Genomic DNA, 19,412 nt, shown 5'->3' on the forward strand with positions numbered 1-19,412 from the left:
ACCGACTGAGGCAGTCGCTGTGGCACCCTCTGTGGGCCGATCAGGCTTGAGCGGGAACCGCTATGCGATCAGTGGACGTGTTCTCGGCCGGTTCGGGAACGAGGTAGAGACCGCTCGGTGAGTTCGCCGTGAAGGCGAGAGCGTCGACCCATTCGCGGTTGATCGCGGGCTGGCGGCTGCCGAAGTACTTGAACACGAGGGAGCTGCCCCCGTGCACCCACACGGTCACTCGGCCACCGCCGACGCTGGTGTCTTCGCGCCAGGTGAAGGGGAACGGCTCACCGCGGCGCAGCTTCGCGGTGATGACCAGTTGGAGATGCGTCAGCGCACGGTCTTCGATCTCGGTCTTGACGCCGTTCTCGTAGATGAACTTGCCCATCGGGTGCTTTCTGCTCTGCCACGAGATCCTCGAACGAGGCGCGGCTGACGATGTCCGCATCGTGGTTGACCCAATTCTGACATGCGTCCATCAATCATGATCTTGCGTGTGACCGTGAATATCCGCCGGAGTCTTCAGCCGTTGAGCTGCGTGCTCTCCCGGATAGGGTTCAATGCATGGGATACATCCAATACGGCGGTGGAAACGAGATCCACATCGAGGATCGCGCGCTCGCTCATCTCAAGGTCGTCATAGCTACGAAGCTGCGGCGCAACGAGAGTTTCACCCTGTCGTGGCGTCACCCCGAGGGTGACCCGGAAGGCCGCTCGACGATCTGGCTGCATCCGTCTATTCCGCTGCGGTTCACATTCGACGACGCGGAAGCACCTCAGCTCAATGCGCAGTGGATCGAGCAGCTCATGCACTCTGCGAGCTCTACCGGGGGCATTAGTCTCACCGACGAGGTACTCGAGACTCCGGGCGAGTAGACCACCGCCCTCAATTTTCGCGCTGAGGGCGGTGCGACGGAGTTGCGAGCCAGATAGGAGACAAGTCATGCCCAGCGCTCACGGATTGGCGAAGATGGGTTCCTACGAGGACTTTGTCGCTCTCTACGACGGGGACGCTCACGTTGTCAGCTCTTCGGGCCTGACCCTTCTGCATCGTGCGCTCGGAAACCGCCACCTCGACGCCCGACTGGCGATCTCGAGTCGGCTGCTCGACGATGGGGCGGATGCGGGAGCAGTCGTCGCTCCGGAGGGTTACTCGACGCTGCACATCCTTTTCTCTCAGACCTCTCATGATTTCGTTGCCGAGGTGCCGCTTGTGGAGCGTCTCCTGGAGGGCGGGGCGGACGTGAACGCCAATGCTGCGCGGTGGGGCACGCCGCTGCAGACGCTCGCGGTGGCGCTGAAGTACTCCGACGAGGAGCTTGCGCCGTTCTACGAGGTCCTTTTCGCGCGCGACGATCTCGATCTCCTCGCCCCCGGACGTGACGGCCTCAGCACGCTCGAAACCAGCCGCCGGCTCGACGATCACCGTACGGACCTGAGTTCACGGATGGAGCAGTACCTCTGAGCGACAACCGCCGCGGGGTGTGCGCCGAGTCTCGGCCCCTCGTGTCGCCGAGGCCCGGTCGGGCGGATGCCCTGCCAGCGTGGCTGGCGACCTGTCGAAAACAGTGCGCCCGCCGCGGGCCTGGTGCGGATCCCGAGTTGGCCCTGCTGCATTCATCGGCCTCATGATGCGCTACGTGTCCAAAGAACTTCGGACACCGCGGGCCAGGTGTGGGATGAACGCTGTCTTGACAGAGCAATGTGAACGAAGAGTCAGGGCTTGAGGGGTGATGTGGCGTAGACCGCGGCCTGAGTGCGGCGTTCCATGCCCAGCTTGGCGAGGAGGCTGGAGACGTAGTTCTTCACCGTTTTCTCGGCGAGACCGAGGCGATCACCGATCTGGCGGTTGGTCAGGCCGTCGCCGATGCATGTTAGTACCTGCCGTTCACGCAGAGTGAGGTCCGTTGCGGGGAACCTGTTGTCAGCGTTCGGCTGCGCGGGCGCCGCGGTCATCGCCTGTACGACGCGGTCGGCGACGTGGCGGGATACCAGTGATTCGCCTCGGGCGGTGCGCCGGATCGCATCCGCGAGGTTGTGCCCGCGGATGTTCTTGAGTTCGTACCCGGACGCACCAGCCAACACTGCGGCCACACTGGCGTCGTCGTCGTCGTGGGCGGTGAGCATGAGGCAGCGGATCCGGGGCTGGGCCGAACGGATGGCGCGGCAGAGCTGGACTCCGTCGCCGTCCGGAAGACGCAGATCCAAAACCACGACGTCGGGCGATGTCGCGGGGATGCGCGCGAGCGCTTCTCGGACGGTGCCCGCTTCGCCGACGACGCTGAGGTCGGGCTGCACGTCGATGAGAGCCGCGACGCCGTGCCGAACGATCTCGTGGTCGTCGACGAGGAACACGCGAGTCATACCCTGCTCCTCTCCGCTACGAGGCGTGCCCACCAGACGACCCGCGTTCCTTCTTCTGCCGCGGAGAAGATGGTGAAGTCGCCTCCGCGCCGTCGAGCACGGTCTGCGAGATTGCCTGTGCCACTGCGGCGCACGGCATCCGGCGACACCCCGACGCCGTCGTCGGTCACCACCACTTCCACCGAGCCCTGATCGACGCTGACCATCACCGTCGTCACGTCGGAACAGGCGTGCCGGGCGACGTTTGCGAGGCATTCCCGGACGACGGCGATGACGTCGTCTCCCACTGTGCCGGTCAGCATCAGGTCGACCGGGCCGCGGAAGGTGAGCTGCGGGCTCACGCGCAGCGAATCGCTCATCTCGCTCACGACGTCGAGGATGCGGTGCCGCACCGACCCGGTGGATGCGCGCCGGCGGGAGGTCAGCGCGAACACCGCGGTGCGGATTTCGTCGATCGCCTCGTCGATGGCGTCGACCTGTTCGATGAGGGCGCCTTCCGCCTGCGGAAAGCGGGCGGCTACCGCCTGCAGCGACAGCCCGGTGCCGAAGAGGCGCTGAATGACGTGGTCGTGCAGATCGCGAGCGATCCGACTGCGCTCCTCGGCCAGCTCCACTCGGTGCCGGTCGCCGCGGGCTCGGATGATTTCGATCGCCAGCCCGACCTGGGTGGCGAACTCGGCGGCCATGTCGACGTCGTCGGCCGTGAACGGAGCGGTCCCGCGGGATCGCGAGAGCGCGAGCGCGCAGATCGACTCGCCGGCGACCACGACGGGCAGCACCATGCTGGGCCCCATCTCGGCTTCCAGAGAGATCAAAGCCGTGCCCGCGGTTGACAGAACCACGCGTCCGCTGCGCAGCGCGCGGTCGACGAGACTGCCGCGACGCTCGTACCGACGTCCCTCGAATCGCTCCGCACCGCTGCCGCGTGCGGTGTGGATGAGCAGCAAGTCAGAGTCCGGGTCGGGAACCACGACGCTGATGACGGCAGCGGCGACCACAGTGCCCACACGAGCGAGGACCACGCCGACGGCGTCGGAGACATCCTCAGACAACAGTGCCGATGACACCTCGGTCAGCGCCGTGCTCCAGCGGAGCTGACGCTGGAGCTCGTCGTAGAGCTGACCGTTCTCCAGCGCCACCGCGGCCGTTCCCGCCAGCGCGACGATCATCTCCTCGTCGTCGGGCGTGAAGGGTCCCCCAGGGCTCCCCGTCAGGTAGAGCGCCCCGTACGCGTCACCGTGGGAGCGAAGGGGAACGGCGAGGAACTCGGGACCGTCGTCCATGGAGATGCCGGCGCGTCGAGGCTCCCGTTCGACCCCCGTGAGCGGCGTCAGATCGGAACTGTCCAAGTCAGCCAGCGGGCCGCGTGAGGCGGAGCCGGCGACGTGTATGACGCGGTCCGCGAGTCCCCGACGATCGAACAGGACGATTGCACCGTCGAGAGCGTCGAGAAGGGACACCGCGGCGTCGACCGTTCGTCGCAGAACAACATCGACGTCCAACGACTCCATGACGGCGCGATGTGCCTCGAGCAGTCTTTGCAGACGAATCTCCGACACTGTTCCTCACCCCCTCGTGTAGCAGGACCATACCGGAGGGACGGTGGGACCTTCGACCCTGTTGACAACGGCACCTGAACGCGAGAGTGAAGAGATCATGAGCAGAGCGAAGTCCCGGGCCCGCCGAATCGTGGGGGTCGATGGGACCGCCACGGCCGAGACCGCGCTGCGGTGGGCTGCACGCCGCAGCACGGACGACGGCGCGCCACTCCTTCTCGCACACGTCGGTCCCTCTCTGGGCAAGTCGGACGTATCCGTCCTGGAAGACGCGCGGGCGATCATCGACGCCGAGCATGCCGGCCTCGCGGCCGAGCCGCTGCATCTTGAAGGCCCCGTCTGGAAGGCGCTCAGCGAGATCGCGGAGCCCGATGACGTGATCGTGATCGGCACCGACACTAAAGGCCTCGGGCGCAGCCGGGTGAGCGGTGCGTTGAGTGTTCAGCTGGCCATCACGGCACAGTGCGCCGTCGCGGCGATTCCCGACATAGATCTGAGCTTCCGTCGGGGCGTCGTCGCCGGAATCGGCGCTGCCAACACCGCTCGCCGGGTGGCCGAGGCCGCATATGTCGAAGCGCGTGACCGCGGCGCGCCCCTCACGCTGATCCATGGAGGCTGCCGCGAGCACTGCACCGACGGGCTCGATGCCGCCGAGCGAGCGCTCCTGGCGATCGACCCGACCATCAATATCCGACGACGCATCCTGTCGACGCCGGCCGCCGACGCTCTGCTCGACGCCTCGCTCGACAAGGAGCTCCTCGTCCTCGGCCGGGGATCCCGGAGCGCATCCGGGACCCCGATCGGCGCCGTCACGCACACCGTGCTCCTGAACGCCACCGCGCCCGTGCTGCTTCTGCCACCGGGCTGAACCCATGGGACTTTAGTCCCTACTGCTCCACCGGTAGCCGTTCTACCGTGAATCATCGAGCATTGCGGTCCGCCGCGCTCCGGCGGCACGTTCGCGTCGCTTCTCCTTCTCCCCAGCCCCACTTCCTTCGAAGGGTTCTCCCATGCCGTCTTCCTCCCGCCGCAACCGTGCCATCGCCGCTCTCGTCATCCCCGTCTCCGTCCTCCTCGCCGGCGGGCTCGTCTGGCAGAGCTCGTACGCCGCCTTCTCCGCTCGCACCGAGAACTCGGGCAACTCCTGGAGCACCGGTCGCGTGACCCTGACCGATGACGACCGGGGCGCAGCAGCCCTCACGGTCGAGAACATGGTCCCGGGCGACCGCGGCGAGAAGTGCGTCGTCGTCACCACGAACTCGAACGTCCCCGGCGAGGTACGCACCTACGTCGAGGACCTCCTCAAGGACCGCGGCCTCGAAAACCACATCCTCATCTCGATGGAGAAGGGCACCGGCGGGTCCTTCAACGACTGCACCGGTTTCACCCCCGACTCGGGTGCAGCTCCCCTCACCGGCACACTCGCGCAGCTCGCCGCCGCCGACACCGACTGGGCGACGGGCGCCAACGGCTGGACGACGACCGGCACGGCCGGCGAGTCCAAGACGTACCGCGCGACCTGGTCGTTCGACACCACCGGCATGACGCAGGCCGAGATCGACGCCCTGCAGGGCGCGCGGGTGGGACTCGACGTGGTCTGGGAGCTCCAGACCACCGATAACTGATCGCCCACTTCACAGGAGCCGGGCCGCGAGGCGAACCATGACCACCACCCTCCCCCCGAAGGACGCCGACGCGTCTGTTCCGGAGCACCCGACTCCTGAACCGTCGTCCGGGCCCTTCGGGAGGGACGGCTGGGCCAGGTTCGCACTACTGCTCGTCTCCCGCGGATACCTCACCGTCATGGCGACACTCGCCATTATCGCCTTGCTGCCGATCCTGCTCGGCTGGCGTCCCATGATCATCCTCAGCGGCTCCATGGAGCCGACGATCTCGGTGGGAGACGTCGTCCTCATCTCCGACGTCCCGACCGGACAGACCTACGGCGACGGGATGGTGGTCGCGTTCGAGACCGTCACCGTCGACGACAAGCCCATCATCAAGATGCACCGCATCGTCGAGACCCGCGAAGACGGGTTCGTCACACAGGGCGACGCCAACGCAGATCGCGACTCGGGCACTCTCACTGAAAGCGAGATCCAGGGCGCCGGCCGGCTGCTCGTCCCCTTCATCGGACTGCCCGTCTACTGGATGGGACGCGACCCGCTCGCTCTGGCGGCATGGATACTCGGCACCCTCGTGGCCATCGGACTCGCACTGCCGACGCCCTCACGCGCACGGCGCTCCGAGCAGGTCGTGATCGCCGCCCTCGCTGCTGCCGCGATCGTCGCCGGAGCGGCATCCCCGTCCGCGCACGCCTATGCCGCGTTCAGCGCGCGCACCACAACCTCGGCGACCTGGGGCGCGGCCGCGCTCCCGCCCATCGCCGTCGGACGCGCCGAGCCTTTCTCGCTCCTGGCCGCCACGTCGGTCTCGGACGGTCTGTTCACCTTCACCGACATCAGCGGCAGCATCGGCACGGCCCCCGGCACCACGATCTCCAACTTCAGCGTGCTGGACCGGTACGGATCACTCGAGCGCAACACGAGCGCCGCACGCGTGGCCATGGCCGATGCGCGCACGCTCGCCACCGCGCTGGAAGCGCGACCCGCGACACCGCGCACCGGAATCCTCACCGGACGCGTGACCCCCGGCACTTACTCGTGGAACGCGCTCAGCACCTCCGGCACCATCACCCTCGACGCCGGGCGAGACCCGAGCGCACGATTCGTCTTTATCGCCAACAGCCTGACCGTCGCAAACAACACGAACGTCGTCCTCGCGAACGGCGCCACGGCCACCAACGTGTACTGGCGCATTCGCGGCGGTGCGACGCTGAATACCAGCACGCTGCGTGGCACGCTGCTCGCGGACGGTGCGATCACGGCCAACACAGCGACCGTCTTCGGACGCCTCATCTCCTTCAACGGATCGATCAGCGCCAACCGGTACACGATCAGCCAACCGTAGAGATCACGTTCGACGATATAGAGATTGCCGCCACCCCGGGGCAGACACTGCTGTTACTCGATGTCAGCTCCCGCACCGCAGCCGAGTCCTCCGCGAGATTAAAAGGAATTCTGGTGACGGTGACGGTCGGCAAGACAGCGATCCCGTCTATCCGAGCGCGATCCATCGCGCTGCAGCACCCTTAAGCACTCCGCGGGACGTTCGAGCCGTGTCGCCCGAAATGACACCTGAACCAGCCTGCTCCTCACCGGTGCCGATCGTGGAACTCTTGAGGTGATCCGGCAGCTTTGCGGTGAGGACAAGGACGACGTCGATGAGTTTCCAGTCCAGCTCTTGGCATCGCTGCTGCGCCGCGCGCAGCTCCGCAAGGGCGGGCATTGCGCAGTCGACGGGGACAATGAACGCTTCGAGGTGGAAGAACTGGCCCTGGTCGCGCACTCGAACCGCCACGTCGCGGACCCACGGCAGTGTGACGAGATAGTCGAGGACGGCGTCGGCTGCGGGGTGCGGTTTGTGATCATCGAACGTGGTGGCGCGGGTGTCCATGAGGTCGGTGATCGCAGCGCGGGTGTTGCGCAGTCCGTCCCAGAGGATGCTGCCGGCGATGAACGTCGCTGCGGCCGAGTCTGCCCACCAGTACCCTAGGCCGATGCCTCCGACGCCGACGATGGAGCCGGCCGCGGTCATCCAGTCGGCTTTGTTCATGTCGGCGTCGGCGTAGAGGACCTTGTTGTGGAGGTCTTTCGCCAGCCGCATCTTGACTCGACCGAAGTAGATCGGAAGCGGGATGGTCAGCGCCATCACGCCCATCATCAACCACCCGGACGCTTCAGGGGCTTCCGCTGAAACGGTGACCCGTCACACGCTCGTACTCGCGCTCCCACAGTCGCACGCGGCGTCCGCAGTAGATGCACCAGCCCGCCATGGCCAACAGCACACCCAAAAAACACCACGCCAGAACGATGGTTGCCGGGGAGTTCTTCTCCGCATACACGACGACCACGGTGCCGATCAGCGCGACGAGCACCAGGATGGCGACGGCTCCGCCGTAAAGTCCGCGGGAGCTGTAAATTACCCTGCCCGTGCGACGGAACGGGAACACGGGAGGAACTGGCATCGTGACTCCACCTTAAGCCACCGCTCCCGGGGATGAGCGAATGTGGGCACCGACCGCGCCGCGGCTTCGTTCGCTCTATCACTGCGACTCGGACTGTCCGATGTCGCTGCTAGGCCCCGTCGAGGGGAAGCGCTTGTTTCGCGACGCCCTCGCGGTCTCGATGCCCAGCAGGCACAACGCAACGGCGATCGGTCCGTAGACGAGAAGGTCGACAACCGACAGAGGTTCCCCGAGAAGCACGATCGACACCGCCACGAGTAGCAGAGGCTCAACATAGGTCAGGAGACCGAAAAGCCCGAAAGGAAGCAACTCACTCGCGCGGAGGTAGAGGAGCAAAGCAAAGGCACTGACCAGCCCGATTACAAGCAGCCCCACGATGATCCTCGGACCATCGGTGGTCGGCCATGTGTGCCAGATGCTCAAGCACACGGCGATAGGGAGCAGAACTGCCAGTTCCAGCCCCAGGGCTCCTGGACTGCTCAGATCAAAGCGGGCACGGAGTTCGAAGTACACGGGATAGCCGAGCGCGACGACCATCGTTGCCGGCGAGATTCCTCCAGCCAGCACAATCGCGCTTGCTACCCCTGCGGCTGCGACCACGACGGAAGCAAGCCGCAGAGGGCGCAATGATTCACCATGGATCACACGTCCGGTGACGACCATCATCAGCGGAAGAAGCAGGTAGCCGAGCGCCACCTCTAATCCGTGTCCGGAGATCGGCGCCCATCCGAAGATCCAGAGCTGCACCCCCAGCAACAGCCCGTTGCAGAGGATGACCAGCAGCAGCGCGGGGCGGCGACGAACTCGTCCGAGGATTCTGAGGAGATCCTGCGACTTTCGCGAGACGAGGAAAGCCAGGACCACCAGTGGAATAGTGATGAAGACGCGCCAAGCAAAGATGCTGTCCGCCCCCAGCGGAGTCACCAGTGGCGGAAGGTAGAACAGGACGCCAAAGAGCACGGATGCGGTCACAGATGCGACCACTCCAACTCGAGTGCTTTCTTTTGCGTCGATCAGGCCCTCCGAAGCCAACTGGACCGCACCACGATGTCAGCTTGGCCCTCTGCTATTCTCGTCTCTCCTTGTGCTTCGAACCCGTCGATGCAATAGGGCGGGAGGTTGCTCGATCAGCTAGGCCCAGCGACACCGTTGAGCCGGAACCCACAGGGGGGTCTCACCGCAGGGCAGTGTCGATGTGTTGACGCAGATCTTTTACGACGTCCGTGACGAACCAGGGGTTCCTGGCATGCCAGCGAAAGTTGAGCGGCGAGGGATGTACTAGCGGGAACCGTTCGGAAAGAAACTTTTGATAGTTCCGCACTGTGTTGGTCAGGGTCTCGGCGCTCGTGATCGGTAAGTAGCCCTGCTGCGCGTGTCGTCCGACCATAGGGCCAACCGCATCTCGGACATCAGTCCACAGTGGCGAGTGCTAGCAGACCGTGAACCCTCGACCCGCGGCGCGTCTCCGGAACCGCCACGCCCTTGTACGGGGTAGTGGAAGCCCATCGAGAAGGGAGCAGACTATCGAGACCATGAATTCTGTACCGGTAGGGGCACAACGTTGAGAACGGGTCTAATCAGCTCGAACTCTGCCACCCCACCTGTTGTCTCGGGCTTTCGAGCGGCCGAGCTCCAGTGCTCCGTGGAGCTCTGGATCTTCAGATATCCGGCCGATGCACACGCTCGCCTGCAGCGGTGACATCTTGGTGAACTCCTTCTCCACACGTTGCGCGAGTTCTGCGCCTCCGGCGATGGCGGTGGCGCCCTGTAGGACGAATAGCCCCGGGTCGACGACCGAGGCGATCGAGGCGCAGGCCACGGCGATGCGGCGGGCGACCTCGGTGAGGTATGCCTGTGACTGCTCATTGATCGACTGAACAGCTTTGCGCAAGAGAGTCCCAGGGGCTCCTGCGGGGAGGCCTAGATCTGTCGCGAGCGTGCGAAGCCCGGCGGCCCCAATAAGTCCCTGCAGATCGCCGTCGAATCCACCCGCACGTGGGCTAACCGGGAGCATGGGTGCGCCAGGCACGGGTGTATAGCCGATCTGCCCTGCGGCTCCTGAAGCCCCGGGAATCGGAGATCCATCGATCATGAGGCAAGCTCCGACCCCGGCTCCAATCCAGAGCAGGGCGAACGTTCGCCGGTTCCGCAGGGGCTCGAACTGACCTTCGGCGAGTGCTGCCAGTTGGACGCCGTTGAGCATCTCGACGGGAGTTGGGACCTGGGCTGTCAGAGGTGCGAGCAGTTTGCCCTCCAGGCGGGGGAGGTCCCAAGAAAACCCCAGGTCTCCCGATGAAGGGTTCACAATACCGGGGACACCGATCACTGTTCGTGCCATACGATCCAGGGGCACTCCCGCCTGAAGCCGTGACACTTCGATCGCATCGGCGATCTGATCCGCGAGCGGACGGCGATCGACGCGGCGGGATATTGTCTCAACCGCCGGTCCCCCGGCGATATCACCGAGGGCAGCGGTGATCCGGCGATCGCGAACGTTTGCGCCGGCGACAAAGCTGCGGCCGGCAACAAGTCCGTACAAGATCGCGCGCGGGCCGGGCCGCGTCTGCCGGGTCTCGCCAACGACCTGAATATGTCCGGCATCCTCGAGCCTCTTAAAGACATCGATCGCCGTAGGTTGTGCGATGCCCAGTGCATCACGAACCTGAGGGCGACTCATCGCGCCGTGTGCGGCGATCAGGTCGAGAACCTTTCGCTCTTTGATCTGGCGCGGCGGGGTAGCGGTGCTTCGTGAGCCGCTTTCAGCGGACGTGGACTGTGACGACATTGATGCTCGTTCCGCGAAGGACGTTTGTACAGGATCCTAACGCGCCGAATCCATTGAGGTTGGCTGGCGGGCGTGAGGCGGGAAGATCCGATCGAACGCTGGTTCAACTAGTAGTTTTTTAGTTACGAATCTACTGGTTAGAGCTAGAAGTCCGCTCCACAGGCGAGATTCAGCAGGTGAGGGACCTGGTATCAAGTCACTAGGTTACCTAATCGTGATATAAAAAGATCGGATGTCTGTTGAAACGCAGCCGTCTAAACAAATAATCTGTTCCTGCGATCCCGAGCCGAATCGGGCCGCCTGAAGTGACAAGGACGTCATCCTCCATGACGGTCAACCGATGAATCCCCGCGCCACACGCGCCTGAAGGAGAGCCATGAAGAGAATCCCCGCTGTCGCCAGCGGCACGGCATTGATCGCCGTTGCTGGCCTAGTACTGGTCGGATGTACTGGAGCTACCGGAAACACTGCGGACGGGGATCAGATCCCCGCTCCCGATGTGAACTGTGAGGTTCCTGCTGTCAACCTCGATGATTCGACGGTCGACACCGATGAGATCGAGGGTGAGATCACCTTCATGACACAGGGCCTCAAAGGCTCTTTCGATGATTTTTTCACGGCGCAGATCGAGGAGTTCGAAGCCGCGAATCCCGGCACCACGATCACATGGACCGACATGGGTGGGGATGCCGACTTCGACACCAAGATGGTGACGCAGGCGGCCAACTGCTCGATGGCGGATGTGATCAACGTGCCGTCCTCCACGATTCTCGCCCTGTCACAGGCGAACCTGCTTCTGGACTACGACACCAAGGCTCCGGGCATCGGAGACAAGTTCGTCCCGACGGTGTGGGACTCGATCGGGCTCGGTCACGATGGCGCACATACCGCGCTTCCATGGTACTGGGGCCCCTTCATCACGACCTACAACAAGGCGGTATTCGAGCGTGCCGGTCTGGACCCCGAGACCCCTCCCGCTGACATGGGTGAGTATTTCGAGTACGCCCACGCGATCGCGGATGCTGACAACGGGGACTACGCGATCTACGGCAACACCGACTGGTACCTGCTCAACCAGTGGCGCAACATGGGCGTCGAGATGATGAACGAAGACGCCACCGAGTTCACGTTCGCCGACGACGACCGCGCTCTCGAATGGGTCACGCAGATGGCTGATCTCTACGAGAAGGGCGGGATCCCGAAGGACTCCATCATCGGAGATCTTGATCAGTCCAAGGCCTACAACGCCGGCAACCTTGCCTTCGGCACTCCGAACGCCTCGTTCCTGCGCAGTGTGAAGGAGAACAATGCCGAGGTGTACAGCGTGACGGGCGTCGGACCCGACACCGTGCCCACCGGAGAGGACTTCCTATTCTCCGGTCAGTACATCGGAGTGTCAGTGACGACGGAGAATTCCCCTCTCGCCGTGGCGTGGGCCGAGCACATCACCTCCGCCGAGCAGGAGCTCGCGTGGGTGAACTACGGCATCGAGACCGAGACCACCGTCATCTTCCCCGTCGCCACCGATGCGCTCGATCAGCTGCAAGCGGCGGACGACACCAGCACCGACCCGATGGACCAGGCGCGTGCGGTCGCGGCAGAAGAGGCACAGAAATCTACGGCGTACGCCCCGGACTTCTATGTCACGGGTGCCGTGCAGCGTGCGCTCGTCGACAACATCAACCTGGCGATCGCCGGCCAGGCTGATCCCGAAGAAGCGCTTGTAGCCGCAGAGGCAGAGATGAACTCTCTGCTGACACGTCTCCTCGCCGACTGATCTCACGGGGTGGGCGCCGTCTCGGTCGCCCACCCCGTGATGCGCACGAGAAAAGTAGGCCCGCATGTCTCTCCTCCACGAAGCCGAACAACCGGCTCCGGCGCGCGAGCGCACCCCTCGGCCGCGTCAGGGCGCGGCATCCGCCCGCAACGGTCGCGACCTGAACGGCGCTGCCCGGTTCCGCCCGGCCTGGGTGCCGTGGCTGTGGTTGATCGCCCCGATCGGAGTCATCACGGCTTTCTACCTCTACCCGTTCGCGAACATCCTGTTCCTGTCGTTCACCGACGCGAGCCCGCTGTCGGGTCGGGGCGCCTTCGTCGGCCTAGAGAACTACGTCTTCCTGGTGAACGATCCCGGATTCTGGAATGCGGTCGGCAACTCCCTCGTGTATGCGATCTGCGTCGTTCCATTGATGGTGATCCTGCCCTTGCTACTCGCCCTGCTGCTGAAGGACAAGGTCCCCGGCATCGGCGTCTTCCGCGCGCTGTTCTACATTCCGGCGATCAGTTCGCTCGTCGTCGTCTCACTGGCATGGACGGCGTTACTCAAGGATGACGGCGCGATCAACAACCTCATGATCGACCTGAACCTCATCGACGATCCGCTGCCGTTCCTCACGGGGCGCTGGTTCCTACTCTTCTCCGCGATGGCCGTCACCATCTGGCAGGGGCTGCCGTACTACATGATCCTGTACCTGGCCGCCCTGTCGAACGTCGACCGGTCGCTGTACGAGGCGGCCGCGATGGACGGCGCGGGGCCAGTGCGTCGCTTCTTCACCGTGACGGTTCCCGGCGTGCGCGTCATGCTCTCGCTCGTGGGGATCCTGTCGATGATCGGTTCGATCAAGATCTTCACCGAGGTGTATCTGCTCTCCAACGGGTCCGGCGGCATCGGCGGGCAGTCCGAGACGCTCACGATGTACATCCGCGCAGTGGGCCTCGACCCCACCTACGGTTCGCTCGGCCAGGGTGCGGCCGGTTCCGTCTTCCTCTTCCTCCTCACGCTGGGCCTGCTCCTGATGAGCCAGCGTCTCAATCGAAAGGCGGAGGAGCAGTGATGTCCACCGCGATCCGTCCACCTCGTCGCCGCCGTTCGACGTCGTTCGGGACCGTCACCGGAAACGCGCTCGTGCGCCGGTACATCATGCTCGTCGTCGTCGGACTCCTGCTGCTCGGTCCGCTGTTCCTGCCTCTGCTCGCCGCCTTCAAGGCACCGGGGGAGCCGGTCTTCGGGCAAGGAGCGACGCTGTTCCCTCAGGAGTGGTCGTTCGCGGCATTCGTCGACCTGTTCACGCGCACTCAGATCCTCCGCTCCATCGGCAACTCGCTCATCGTCTGTCTGCTGACCGTCGTGTCCTCCCTCCTGTTGGCCACGGTTGGCGGATACATGCTGTCTCGACGCGGATGGGCCGGCCGCGGGATCGCCCTCGTGGTGGTGCTGGCGACGATGATCTTCCCATTCGAGTCGATCATGCTATCGCTGTACGCCCAGGTGCGTGGGCTCGGCCTCTACGACACCCTGCCCGGAATCTGGCTGCCGATGATGCTCGGGGCGTTCCATCTGCTGCTGATGCGCGCTGCGTTCCTCGGGATTCCCGACGAGGTCGAGGACGCCGCCTTCCTCGACGGCGCCGGCGAATGGCAGCGATTCTGGCGCGTCTTCCTGCCGCAGGTGAAGGGCTCTTTGACGATCGTCGCGCTGACAGCGTTCATCGCGGCATGGCAGGACTACCTCTGGCCGCTGCTCATCACCCAGTCCGCCGAGAACACGACCATGATGCTCGCGATCGCGCAGCTGCAGTCATCCTTCGGAACGGACTATCGGGTCGTGCTCGCCGGAGCGATCACCGCACTCGTCCCGATCGCGTTGGTGTTCTTCTTCGCGCAGAAACATTTCTTTCGCGGAATTGAAGAGGGAGGACTGAAGTTCTGATGGCTGAGAACGCTACTCCGGAGGCGCCCCGCATCGAGGGCGTCGAGATCGACCTGGGCATCGAAGTGGTCGACTACGTCTGGCCCGCGAACGAACGCACGCGCGCTGCCCTCGAGCACTGGCAGGACCTGAAGGTGGGTGTGCTCATGCATTGGGGCATTTACTCACACGTGGGGCAGGCCGGATCCTGGTCATTGCACCGGGACCACCTCGGCGACTTCACCGACCCGCCCGCGGACTGGGTGGGTTCGGACGCGGAGTACCACGACTGGTATCGCGATCAGGCACGTTCGTTCCGCGGGCAGGACTACCACGCGGTGGAATGGGCGGCTGCCTGTGCAGGCAGCGGGGCGCGGTACATGATCTTCACCGCGAAGCACCACGACGGGTTCGCGATGTACGACACCCGCTTCTCGAACTTCAAGGCGACGTCGGAGGAGAGTGGACTCGGACGCGACGTTCTGCGCGAGACGTTCGATGCGTTCCGTGCCAAAGAGATGGAGGTGGGGGTCTACTTCTCGAAGGCGGACTGGAACCATCCCGGGTACTGGGACCGCGCGCTCCCGATCACAGATCGCTTCCACAACTACGACCGCAGTGAACGCCCGGGCCAGTGGCAGTCGTTCGTCGACTTCACGCAGGCGCAGATCGACGAGCTGATGACGAGGTACGGACGTGTCAACGCGCTCTGGCTGGACGCCGGATGGGTGCGCGAACCCGTCGAACCGATCGGGATGGCAGCGATCGCAGAAGCTTCCCTCGCGGCGCAGCCGGATCTTCTCATCGTCGATCGCACCGTGCACGGTCCACACGAGATGTACCGCACGCCGGAGGAGGTAATCCCGCCGCGCAAAATGGACACCCCCTGGGAGTCGTGCATCCCGATGACGGATCACTGGTGCTCCGTAGTGCTCGATGAGGAGGCCCGACCGTTCGCCGACATCCTGCGGGAGCTCGCTCAGGTTGTCACTCGTGGTGGCAACTACCTCATCGGTGTCGGCCCGGATGCGACCGGTCGCCTGTCACGCTCCGTCGCCGAACGCCTCGCCCAGCTCGGCGAGTGGCTCGAGGTCAACGGTGACGCAGTGTACGGCACTCGACCGTCGACGCTGGCGATCGAGTCAACAGACCTCGCCTGGGCGACCACGAGCAGCGGTGGCCTCACCTATGCGTTCGGGATCGCCCGGCAGGGCGCGTCGACGCCGGAGCAGACCATCACTCTGCCTGAGGGCTTCATCGGCGCCCGGCGGCTGGGCGACGGTGCTCTCCCGGTCGACGACACCGGTCGTGGCGCCGTCGTGCGTGTTCCTGCGACCGACGCTTCGGTGGTCGTGATCGTGCTCGAAAGCGGGGGGAGTGAGTCGGCGGTTGGCTGAGTTCACCATTCCCGCGCCCGATCCGACACGCGTGGTGACACCGTCGGCGCGGGTATCGACCGATGCACCGGAGCTCACCCTCGACGGGGAGTGGGGTTTTCGACTGATCGGGAGACCGGAGACAGTCGGCACCATACGGGTTCCGTCGCATTGGGTGCTGCCGGCGAATGCGGGCCGGGGCAATCCGATCTACACGAACCTCGTCTATCCGATCCCCGTCGCGCCGCCTCACGTGCCCGATGACAATCCGACCGCCGAGTACGTACGAGTCGTGGAAGTCCCCGCGGAGTGGACCGGCTCAGGACGGATGCTTCTGCGCACGGACGGCGTCGAGTCCTCCGCCGAGTTCTTCATCAACGGCGTCGCGGCGGGATCCCGCCTCGGGTCGCGACTGGTGCATGAACTTGACGTCACGGATCTGATGACGGCGGGGGAGAACGAGGTGCGCATCGTCGTCCGGCAGTGGTCGGTCGGCACCTACCTCGAAGATCAGGATCAGTGGTGGCTGCCGGGCATCTTCCGGGACGTCACCCTTCGCCATCGTCCACGCGGCTGTCTCGACGATGTCTGGATCGATGCCTCCTACGACGCCGGCCTGAAGGAGGGGTGGATTCGCCCGGAGTTCCGTGCGGCGGTCGAGAGCTGGCCGATCCGCCTGCGGGTTCCGTCATTGGAGATCGACGTCGAGTACGGCGATGCCGCAGAGGTCCGCGAGATCCGTGTTCCGGCGGTGCGGCCGTGGTCCGACGAAGATCCAGCGCGGTATGAGGTGATCATCTCCTCGTCGGGTGAGGAAGTGCGCCTGTCGACCGGTTTCCGCTCGGTGCAGGTCCGAGACGGGGTGCTGCTGGCGAACGGTCGCCCGCTGAAGCTGCGCGGGGTCAATCGCCATGAGATCCACGCCGAGCGCGGCCGGGTGTTCGATGAGGCGGACGCGCGTGCCGACCTCGAGCTGATGAAGCGGCACAACGTCAATGCCATCCGCACGGCCCACTACCCCCCGCACCCGCGGCTGCTGGATCTGGCCGACGAGTACGGGCTGTGGGTGATGCTCGAATGCGATCTCGAGACGCACGGCTTCGAGTTGGTCGACTGGCAGGGCAACCCCTCGGATGATCCGGCGTGGTCAGCCCACTTTATGGACCGCATTGTGCGCACCGTAGAACGCGACAAGAATCACCCATGCGTATTCTCCTGGTCGCTCGGAAACGAGAGCGGGGAAGGACGTAACCTCGCGATGATCGCCGAATGGGCCGCAGAGCGCGACCCCAGTCGACTCGTCCACTATGAGGGCGACCACCGTGCCGCATACACGCAGCTGTACTCCCGTATGTACCCGGCGCTCGAGGAGGTTCAAGCTTTTCTGTCCGACTCAGGACCGATCGCCGCGGCTCATCACCCATCCGCCTGCGTGGATGCGGAAGAAGCCGCCCGAGCGCGTCGCCTGCCCTACATCCTCGTAGAATATCTGCACGCCATGGGCACGGGGCCGGGCGGCATTGCCGACTATCACCGGCTGATCTCCGCCGAGCCCCGGATCGCGGGCGGCTTCGTTTGGGAGTGGCGCGACCACGCGCTGAGCGCTCACACCGCAGACGGTGAGAGTTATTTAGCGTACGGCGGTGATTTCGGCGAGGAGCTGCACGACGGGACATTCATCGCGGATGGCCTGATCTCCGCCGAGGGAGTACCCTCATCAGGACTCCTCGAATGGGCCCAGTGCGTCGCTCCCATCCGAGTTGAATCGGGCGAGGGGCGCGCTCGCGTGGGGTCGACACTTCAGCACGGAGCAGCAGTCGTGGACGTGCTTTGGCGGATCGAGGCCGACGGCCACGTTATCGATTCTGGTTCCGTCCGTTCGTTGCAGGTCGCCCCGGACACCGTGACCCCCGTCCCGGTTAAGCCTGACCTCGTCACTGCTCTATCGCGGGCAGCGACATTGCACGCGCAGGAAGCATGGATGACTTGGGAGGTTCGTCACAGCGGGGAAGCTCCGAAATGGCTTCGTGGCGCGGTGATACATCGCACACAAGAGAGATTGGACTATCCCGCGCAGCCTCGGGCTGATCGAGAAGGGACCAAACCCCAGCTCGCATTGAACGAGCAATCATGTCTGCAGAGACACCCGGGCGGGCTCGAGACAGCAGTCTTCGGAACCGTGCAAATTGATCGCAGGACAGGTTCGATACTCCGGATCGGTGCATTGAACGTTTCCGACGCTGGCCTAACCGTCTGGCGTGCTCCTACCGATAACGACCGTGGCCATGGTGCCATTGACTATCTCGATCATGCTCCTCAGGAAACGCTCGGCGCTGGCGCCGGACAAAGGGGGCCCTCATCGGCTGACAGATGGTTGGAGGCAGGCCTCAATCGTCTTGTGCCGTCCACGGTCGCCGCCACGGACGATGGCGTAGCCGCCACCACCCGAACACTCTGGGCGGCCGCGGGCACAAACACCGCGATCGAATGTGTTCGTCGATGGACGACTGTGCGCGAGGGCGTCGCTACGCTACAGCTTGAGGTCCGACCGATTGGTGCTTGGAACGTATTTTGGCCGCGGATCGGCGTTCATCTCCAACTGCCGAAGCACCGTTGGGATGCGGAATGGTTTGGCCTTGGCCCTCACGAGAGCTATCCGGACATGCGGGAGTCGACATACGTAGGCAGGCATCGCCTGCCGATCGCGGAACTAACGCCTCCTCAGGTACATCCCCAGGAAGCGGGTCACCGCTCTGATATCGGAGAGATCGTGTTGTCGGCCCCTGAGATGTCTGAGCGCGTGCGGATTCGACGTGTCGCAGGAGAACTCGGCTTCAGTCTCCGCTCGTGGAGCCCCATGGAGATCACCGCTGCTAAACATCCATATGAGCTGCCTCCGCCACGCAGCGCCCATCTCATCCTCGATCTGGCGATGCATGGCCTCGGTTCGCGGTCATGCGGGCCCGATGTGCGTCCGGAGTATCAACTGAGGCCGCGTCGACTCGGCGTCACCCTAGAGTTCTCGACCAGTGGGTAGGATCACAGCCCGTATGCGAAGGAGCAGAGAGATCTCAGAAACAATGCCGCACACGGACATCTGAGTCTGTGCCGACCTGTTCGAACGATGTCCGTCAACGGTCAGCAAGAGACGTTTCATGAGTGACGGTATTGATCTCGTAGCCGTCACGGAGAACAGCAGGTGAGCCGCGCAGCCAGCCGTGAGGCCATTCTACGAGCCATGATGACCGACGCACCCCTCAGCCGCGCGGACCTTGCGAGGCAGACAGGTTTTTCTCGGCCCACCGTGTCAGAGCTTGTCAAGGAACTGATCACCGAGGGTGCCGTCAGGGAAGGTGCGCGAACGCAGCCTATTGGTCCGGGCAAGCCTGGCACTCTCCTCGATTTCGACTTGAACGTGACACAGGTCATCGCCTTCGATCTCAGCGACACTACGCGCCTATCTGGGGCTCTCGCGCTCCCGGATGGGCGGCTCCGAAGTGCCGTGTTCAAGGATCATCCAAACGGGAGGGATGACGATCTTGAGGCCGTGATAGTCGAGGTTGCA

General features: G+C 64.4%; 18 protein-coding genes and 1 pseudogene. 11 read left to right on the forward strand and 8 right to left on the reverse strand.

Going from position 1 to position 19,412, the window contains the following annotated elements; all coding sequences use genetic code 11:
* Positions 1 to 40: 40 nt before the first annotated feature.
* Positions 41 to 379: a hypothetical protein gene (locus tag ASE34_RS13280; protein ID WP_056279420.1), complete on the reverse strand. Its 339-nt coding sequence runs from the start codon at positions 377 to 379 to the stop codon at positions 41 to 43.
* Between the two features lie 176 nt (positions 380 to 555).
* Between ASE34_RS13280 and ASE34_RS13285 the strand changes: the two genes are divergently transcribed.
* Together ASE34_RS13285 and ASE34_RS13290 are read left to right on the forward strand one after the other, a co-directional pair.
* Positions 556 to 867, forward strand: a complete 312-nt coding sequence (locus ASE34_RS13285; protein WP_056279422.1) for a hypothetical protein — start codon at positions 556 to 558, stop codon at positions 865 to 867.
* A 94-nt stretch (positions 868 to 961) separates the two neighbouring features.
* Positions 962 to 1,456: a hypothetical protein gene (locus ASE34_RS13290; RefSeq protein ID WP_157538257.1), complete on the forward strand. Its 495-nt coding sequence runs from the start codon at positions 962 to 964 to the stop codon at positions 1,454 to 1,456.
* A 251-nt stretch (positions 1,457 to 1,707) separates the two neighbouring features.
* Here ASE34_RS13290 and ASE34_RS13295 read toward each other — a convergent pair whose 3' ends face one another.
* Complete coding sequence (locus ASE34_RS13295; RefSeq protein ID WP_056279427.1) at positions 1,708 to 2,355, reverse strand: response regulator; 648 nt, start codon at positions 2,353 to 2,355, stop codon at positions 1,708 to 1,710.
* Positions 2,352 to 3,866 (reverse strand): GAF domain-containing sensor histidine kinase, encoded by a 1,515-nt coding sequence (locus ASE34_RS13300; protein ID WP_056279430.1) that lies wholly within the window; start codon positions 3,864 to 3,866, stop codon positions 2,352 to 2,354. The genes ASE34_RS13295 and ASE34_RS13300 overlap by 4 nt, the downstream gene beginning before the upstream one ends.
* Positions 3,867 to 4,011: 145 nt before the next feature.
* On the opposite strand from ASE34_RS13300, the gene ASE34_RS13305 reads away from it, so the two are divergent.
* From ASE34_RS13305 to ASE34_RS13320, 3 genes are all read left to right on the forward strand, one after another.
* Positions 4,012 to 4,779 carry a universal stress protein gene (locus ASE34_RS13305; RefSeq protein ID WP_082586648.1) on the forward strand — a complete coding sequence of 256 codons (768 nt, stop codon included), beginning with the start codon at positions 4,012 to 4,014 and terminating at the stop codon, positions 4,777 to 4,779.
* Between the two features lie 142 nt (positions 4,780 to 4,921).
* Entirely contained in the window at positions 4,922 to 5,536 is a 615-nt protein-coding gene (locus tag ASE34_RS13310) for a hypothetical protein (protein WP_056279434.1), read from the forward strand.
* A gap of 37 nt (positions 5,537 to 5,573) precedes the next feature.
* On the forward strand, positions 5,574 to 6,881 hold the full coding sequence (locus ASE34_RS13320; RefSeq protein ID WP_082586649.1) for a signal peptidase I: 1,308 nt from the start codon (positions 5,574 to 5,576) through the stop codon (positions 6,879 to 6,881).
* Positions 6,882 to 7,028: 147 nt separating this feature from the next.
* Here ASE34_RS13320 and ASE34_RS17830 read toward each other — a convergent pair whose 3' ends face one another.
* From ASE34_RS17830 to ASE34_RS13340, 5 genes are all read right to left on the reverse strand, one after another.
* A complete protein-coding gene (locus ASE34_RS17830) occupies positions 7,029 to 7,682 on the reverse strand; it encodes a hypothetical protein (protein ID WP_056279440.1) in 654 nt (217 codons plus the stop codon).
* Between the two features lie 28 nt (positions 7,683 to 7,710).
* Positions 7,711 to 7,998 carry a hypothetical protein gene (locus tag ASE34_RS13330; protein ID WP_157538259.1) on the reverse strand — a complete coding sequence of 96 codons (288 nt, stop codon included), beginning with the start codon at positions 7,996 to 7,998 and terminating at the stop codon, positions 7,711 to 7,713.
* A gap of 78 nt (positions 7,999 to 8,076) precedes the next feature.
* On the reverse strand, positions 8,077 to 8,982 hold the full coding sequence (rarD, locus tag ASE34_RS13335; protein ID WP_268778173.1) for an EamA family transporter RarD: 906 nt from the start codon (positions 8,980 to 8,982) through the stop codon (positions 8,077 to 8,079).
* A 190-nt stretch (positions 8,983 to 9,172) separates the two neighbouring features.
* Positions 9,173 to 9,385 carry a uracil-DNA glycosylase family protein gene (locus ASE34_RS18355; RefSeq protein ID WP_082586652.1) on the reverse strand — a complete coding sequence of 71 codons (213 nt, stop codon included), beginning with the start codon at positions 9,383 to 9,385 and terminating at the stop codon, positions 9,173 to 9,175.
* A gap of 186 nt (positions 9,386 to 9,571) precedes the next feature.
* The gene (locus tag ASE34_RS13340) at positions 9,572 to 10,783 is read right to left on the reverse strand and encodes an ROK family transcriptional regulator (RefSeq protein ID WP_056279446.1); all 1,212 of its coding nucleotides are present in this window, start codon (positions 10,781 to 10,783) and stop codon (positions 9,572 to 9,574) included.
* A 376-nt stretch (positions 10,784 to 11,159) separates the two neighbouring features.
* On the opposite strand from ASE34_RS13340, the gene ASE34_RS13345 reads away from it, so the two are divergent.
* From ASE34_RS13345 to ASE34_RS18360, 6 genes and pseudogenes are all read left to right on the forward strand, one after another.
* Positions 11,160 to 12,560, forward strand: a complete 1,401-nt coding sequence (locus ASE34_RS13345; RefSeq protein ID WP_056279447.1) for an ABC transporter substrate-binding protein — start codon at positions 11,160 to 11,162, stop codon at positions 12,558 to 12,560.
* Positions 12,561 to 12,624: 64 nt separating this feature from the next.
* Positions 12,625 to 13,617, forward strand: a complete 993-nt coding sequence (locus tag ASE34_RS13350; protein WP_056279449.1) for a carbohydrate ABC transporter permease — start codon at positions 12,625 to 12,627, stop codon at positions 13,615 to 13,617.
* Positions 13,617 to 14,492, forward strand: coding sequence for a carbohydrate ABC transporter permease (locus ASE34_RS13355; protein WP_056279450.1), 876 nt, complete (start codon positions 13,617 to 13,619; stop codon positions 14,490 to 14,492). Before ASE34_RS13350 ends, ASE34_RS13355 begins: the two co-directional genes overlap by 1 nt.
* Positions 14,492 to 15,868, forward strand: a complete 1,377-nt coding sequence (locus ASE34_RS13360) for an alpha-L-fucosidase (RefSeq protein WP_056279452.1) — start codon at positions 14,492 to 14,494, stop codon at positions 15,866 to 15,868. Before ASE34_RS13355 ends, ASE34_RS13360 begins: the two co-directional genes overlap by 1 nt.
* Positions 15,861 to 18,884, forward strand: a complete 3,024-nt coding sequence (locus ASE34_RS13365; RefSeq protein WP_162253859.1) for a glycoside hydrolase family 2 TIM barrel-domain containing protein — start codon at positions 15,861 to 15,863, stop codon at positions 18,882 to 18,884. The genes ASE34_RS13360 and ASE34_RS13365 overlap by 8 nt, the downstream gene beginning before the upstream one ends.
* 162 nt (positions 18,885 to 19,046) lie before the next feature.
* A pseudogene (locus ASE34_RS18360) lies at positions 19,047 to 19,184 on the forward strand (winged helix-turn-helix domain-containing protein); the annotation flags it as partial.
* Positions 19,185 to 19,412: the final 228 nt, after the last annotated feature.

It is taken from the genome of Microbacterium sp. Root280D1, assembly GCF_001428975.1.
GTDB lineage: Bacteria > Actinomycetota > Actinomycetes > Actinomycetales > Microbacteriaceae > Microbacterium.

What these genes read in the sequence shown, in the direction of transcription:
- ASE34_RS13280 (WP_056279420.1), bottom strand. Translation starts at nt 379, where the DNA reads ATGGGCAAGTTCATCTACGAGAACGGCGTCAAGACCGAGATCGAAGAC.
- ASE34_RS13285 (WP_056279422.1), top strand. Translation starts at nt 556, where the DNA reads ATGGGATACATCCAATACGGCGGTGGAAACGAGATCCACATCGAGGAT.
- ASE34_RS13290 (WP_157538257.1), top strand. Translation starts at nt 962, where the DNA reads ATGGGTTCCTACGAGGACTTTGTCGCTCTCTACGACGGGGACGCTCAC.
- ASE34_RS13295 (WP_056279427.1), bottom strand. Translation starts at nt 2,355, where the DNA reads ATGACTCGCGTGTTCCTCGTCGACGACCACGAGATCGTTCGGCACGGC.
- ASE34_RS13300 (WP_056279430.1), bottom strand. Translation starts at nt 3,866, where the DNA reads ATGGAGTCGTTGGACGTCGATGTTGTTCTGCGACGAACGGTCGACGCC.
- ASE34_RS13305 (WP_082586648.1), top strand. Translation starts at nt 4,012, where the DNA reads ATGAGCAGAGCGAAGTCCCGGGCCCGCCGAATCGTGGGGGTCGATGGG.
- ASE34_RS13310 (WP_056279434.1), top strand. Translation starts at nt 4,922, where the DNA reads ATGCCGTCTTCCTCCCGCCGCAACCGTGCCATCGCCGCTCTCGTCATC.
- ASE34_RS13320 (WP_082586649.1), top strand. Translation starts at nt 5,574, where the DNA reads ATGACCACCACCCTCCCCCCGAAGGACGCCGACGCGTCTGTTCCGGAG.
- ASE34_RS17830 (WP_056279440.1), bottom strand. Translation starts at nt 7,682, where the DNA reads ATGGCGCTGACCATCCCGCTTCCGATCTACTTCGGTCGAGTCAAGATG.
- ASE34_RS13330 (WP_157538259.1), bottom strand. Translation starts at nt 7,998, where the DNA reads ATGCCAGTTCCTCCCGTGTTCCCGTTCCGTCGCACGGGCAGGGTAATT.
- ASE34_RS18355 (WP_082586652.1), bottom strand. Translation starts at nt 9,385, where the DNA reads ATGGTCGGACGACACGCGCAGCAGGGCTACTTACCGATCACGAGCGCC.
- ASE34_RS13340 (WP_056279446.1), bottom strand. Translation starts at nt 10,783, where the DNA reads ATGTCGTCACAGTCCACGTCCGCTGAAAGCGGCTCACGAAGCACCGCT.
- ASE34_RS13345 (WP_056279447.1), top strand. Translation starts at nt 11,160, where the DNA reads ATGAAGAGAATCCCCGCTGTCGCCAGCGGCACGGCATTGATCGCCGTT.
- ASE34_RS13350 (WP_056279449.1), top strand. Translation starts at nt 12,625, where the DNA reads ATGTCTCTCCTCCACGAAGCCGAACAACCGGCTCCGGCGCGCGAGCGC.
- ASE34_RS13355 (WP_056279450.1), top strand. Translation starts at nt 13,617, where the DNA reads ATGTCCACCGCGATCCGTCCACCTCGTCGCCGCCGTTCGACGTCGTTC.
- ASE34_RS13360 (WP_056279452.1), top strand. Translation starts at nt 14,492, where the DNA reads ATGGCTGAGAACGCTACTCCGGAGGCGCCCCGCATCGAGGGCGTCGAG.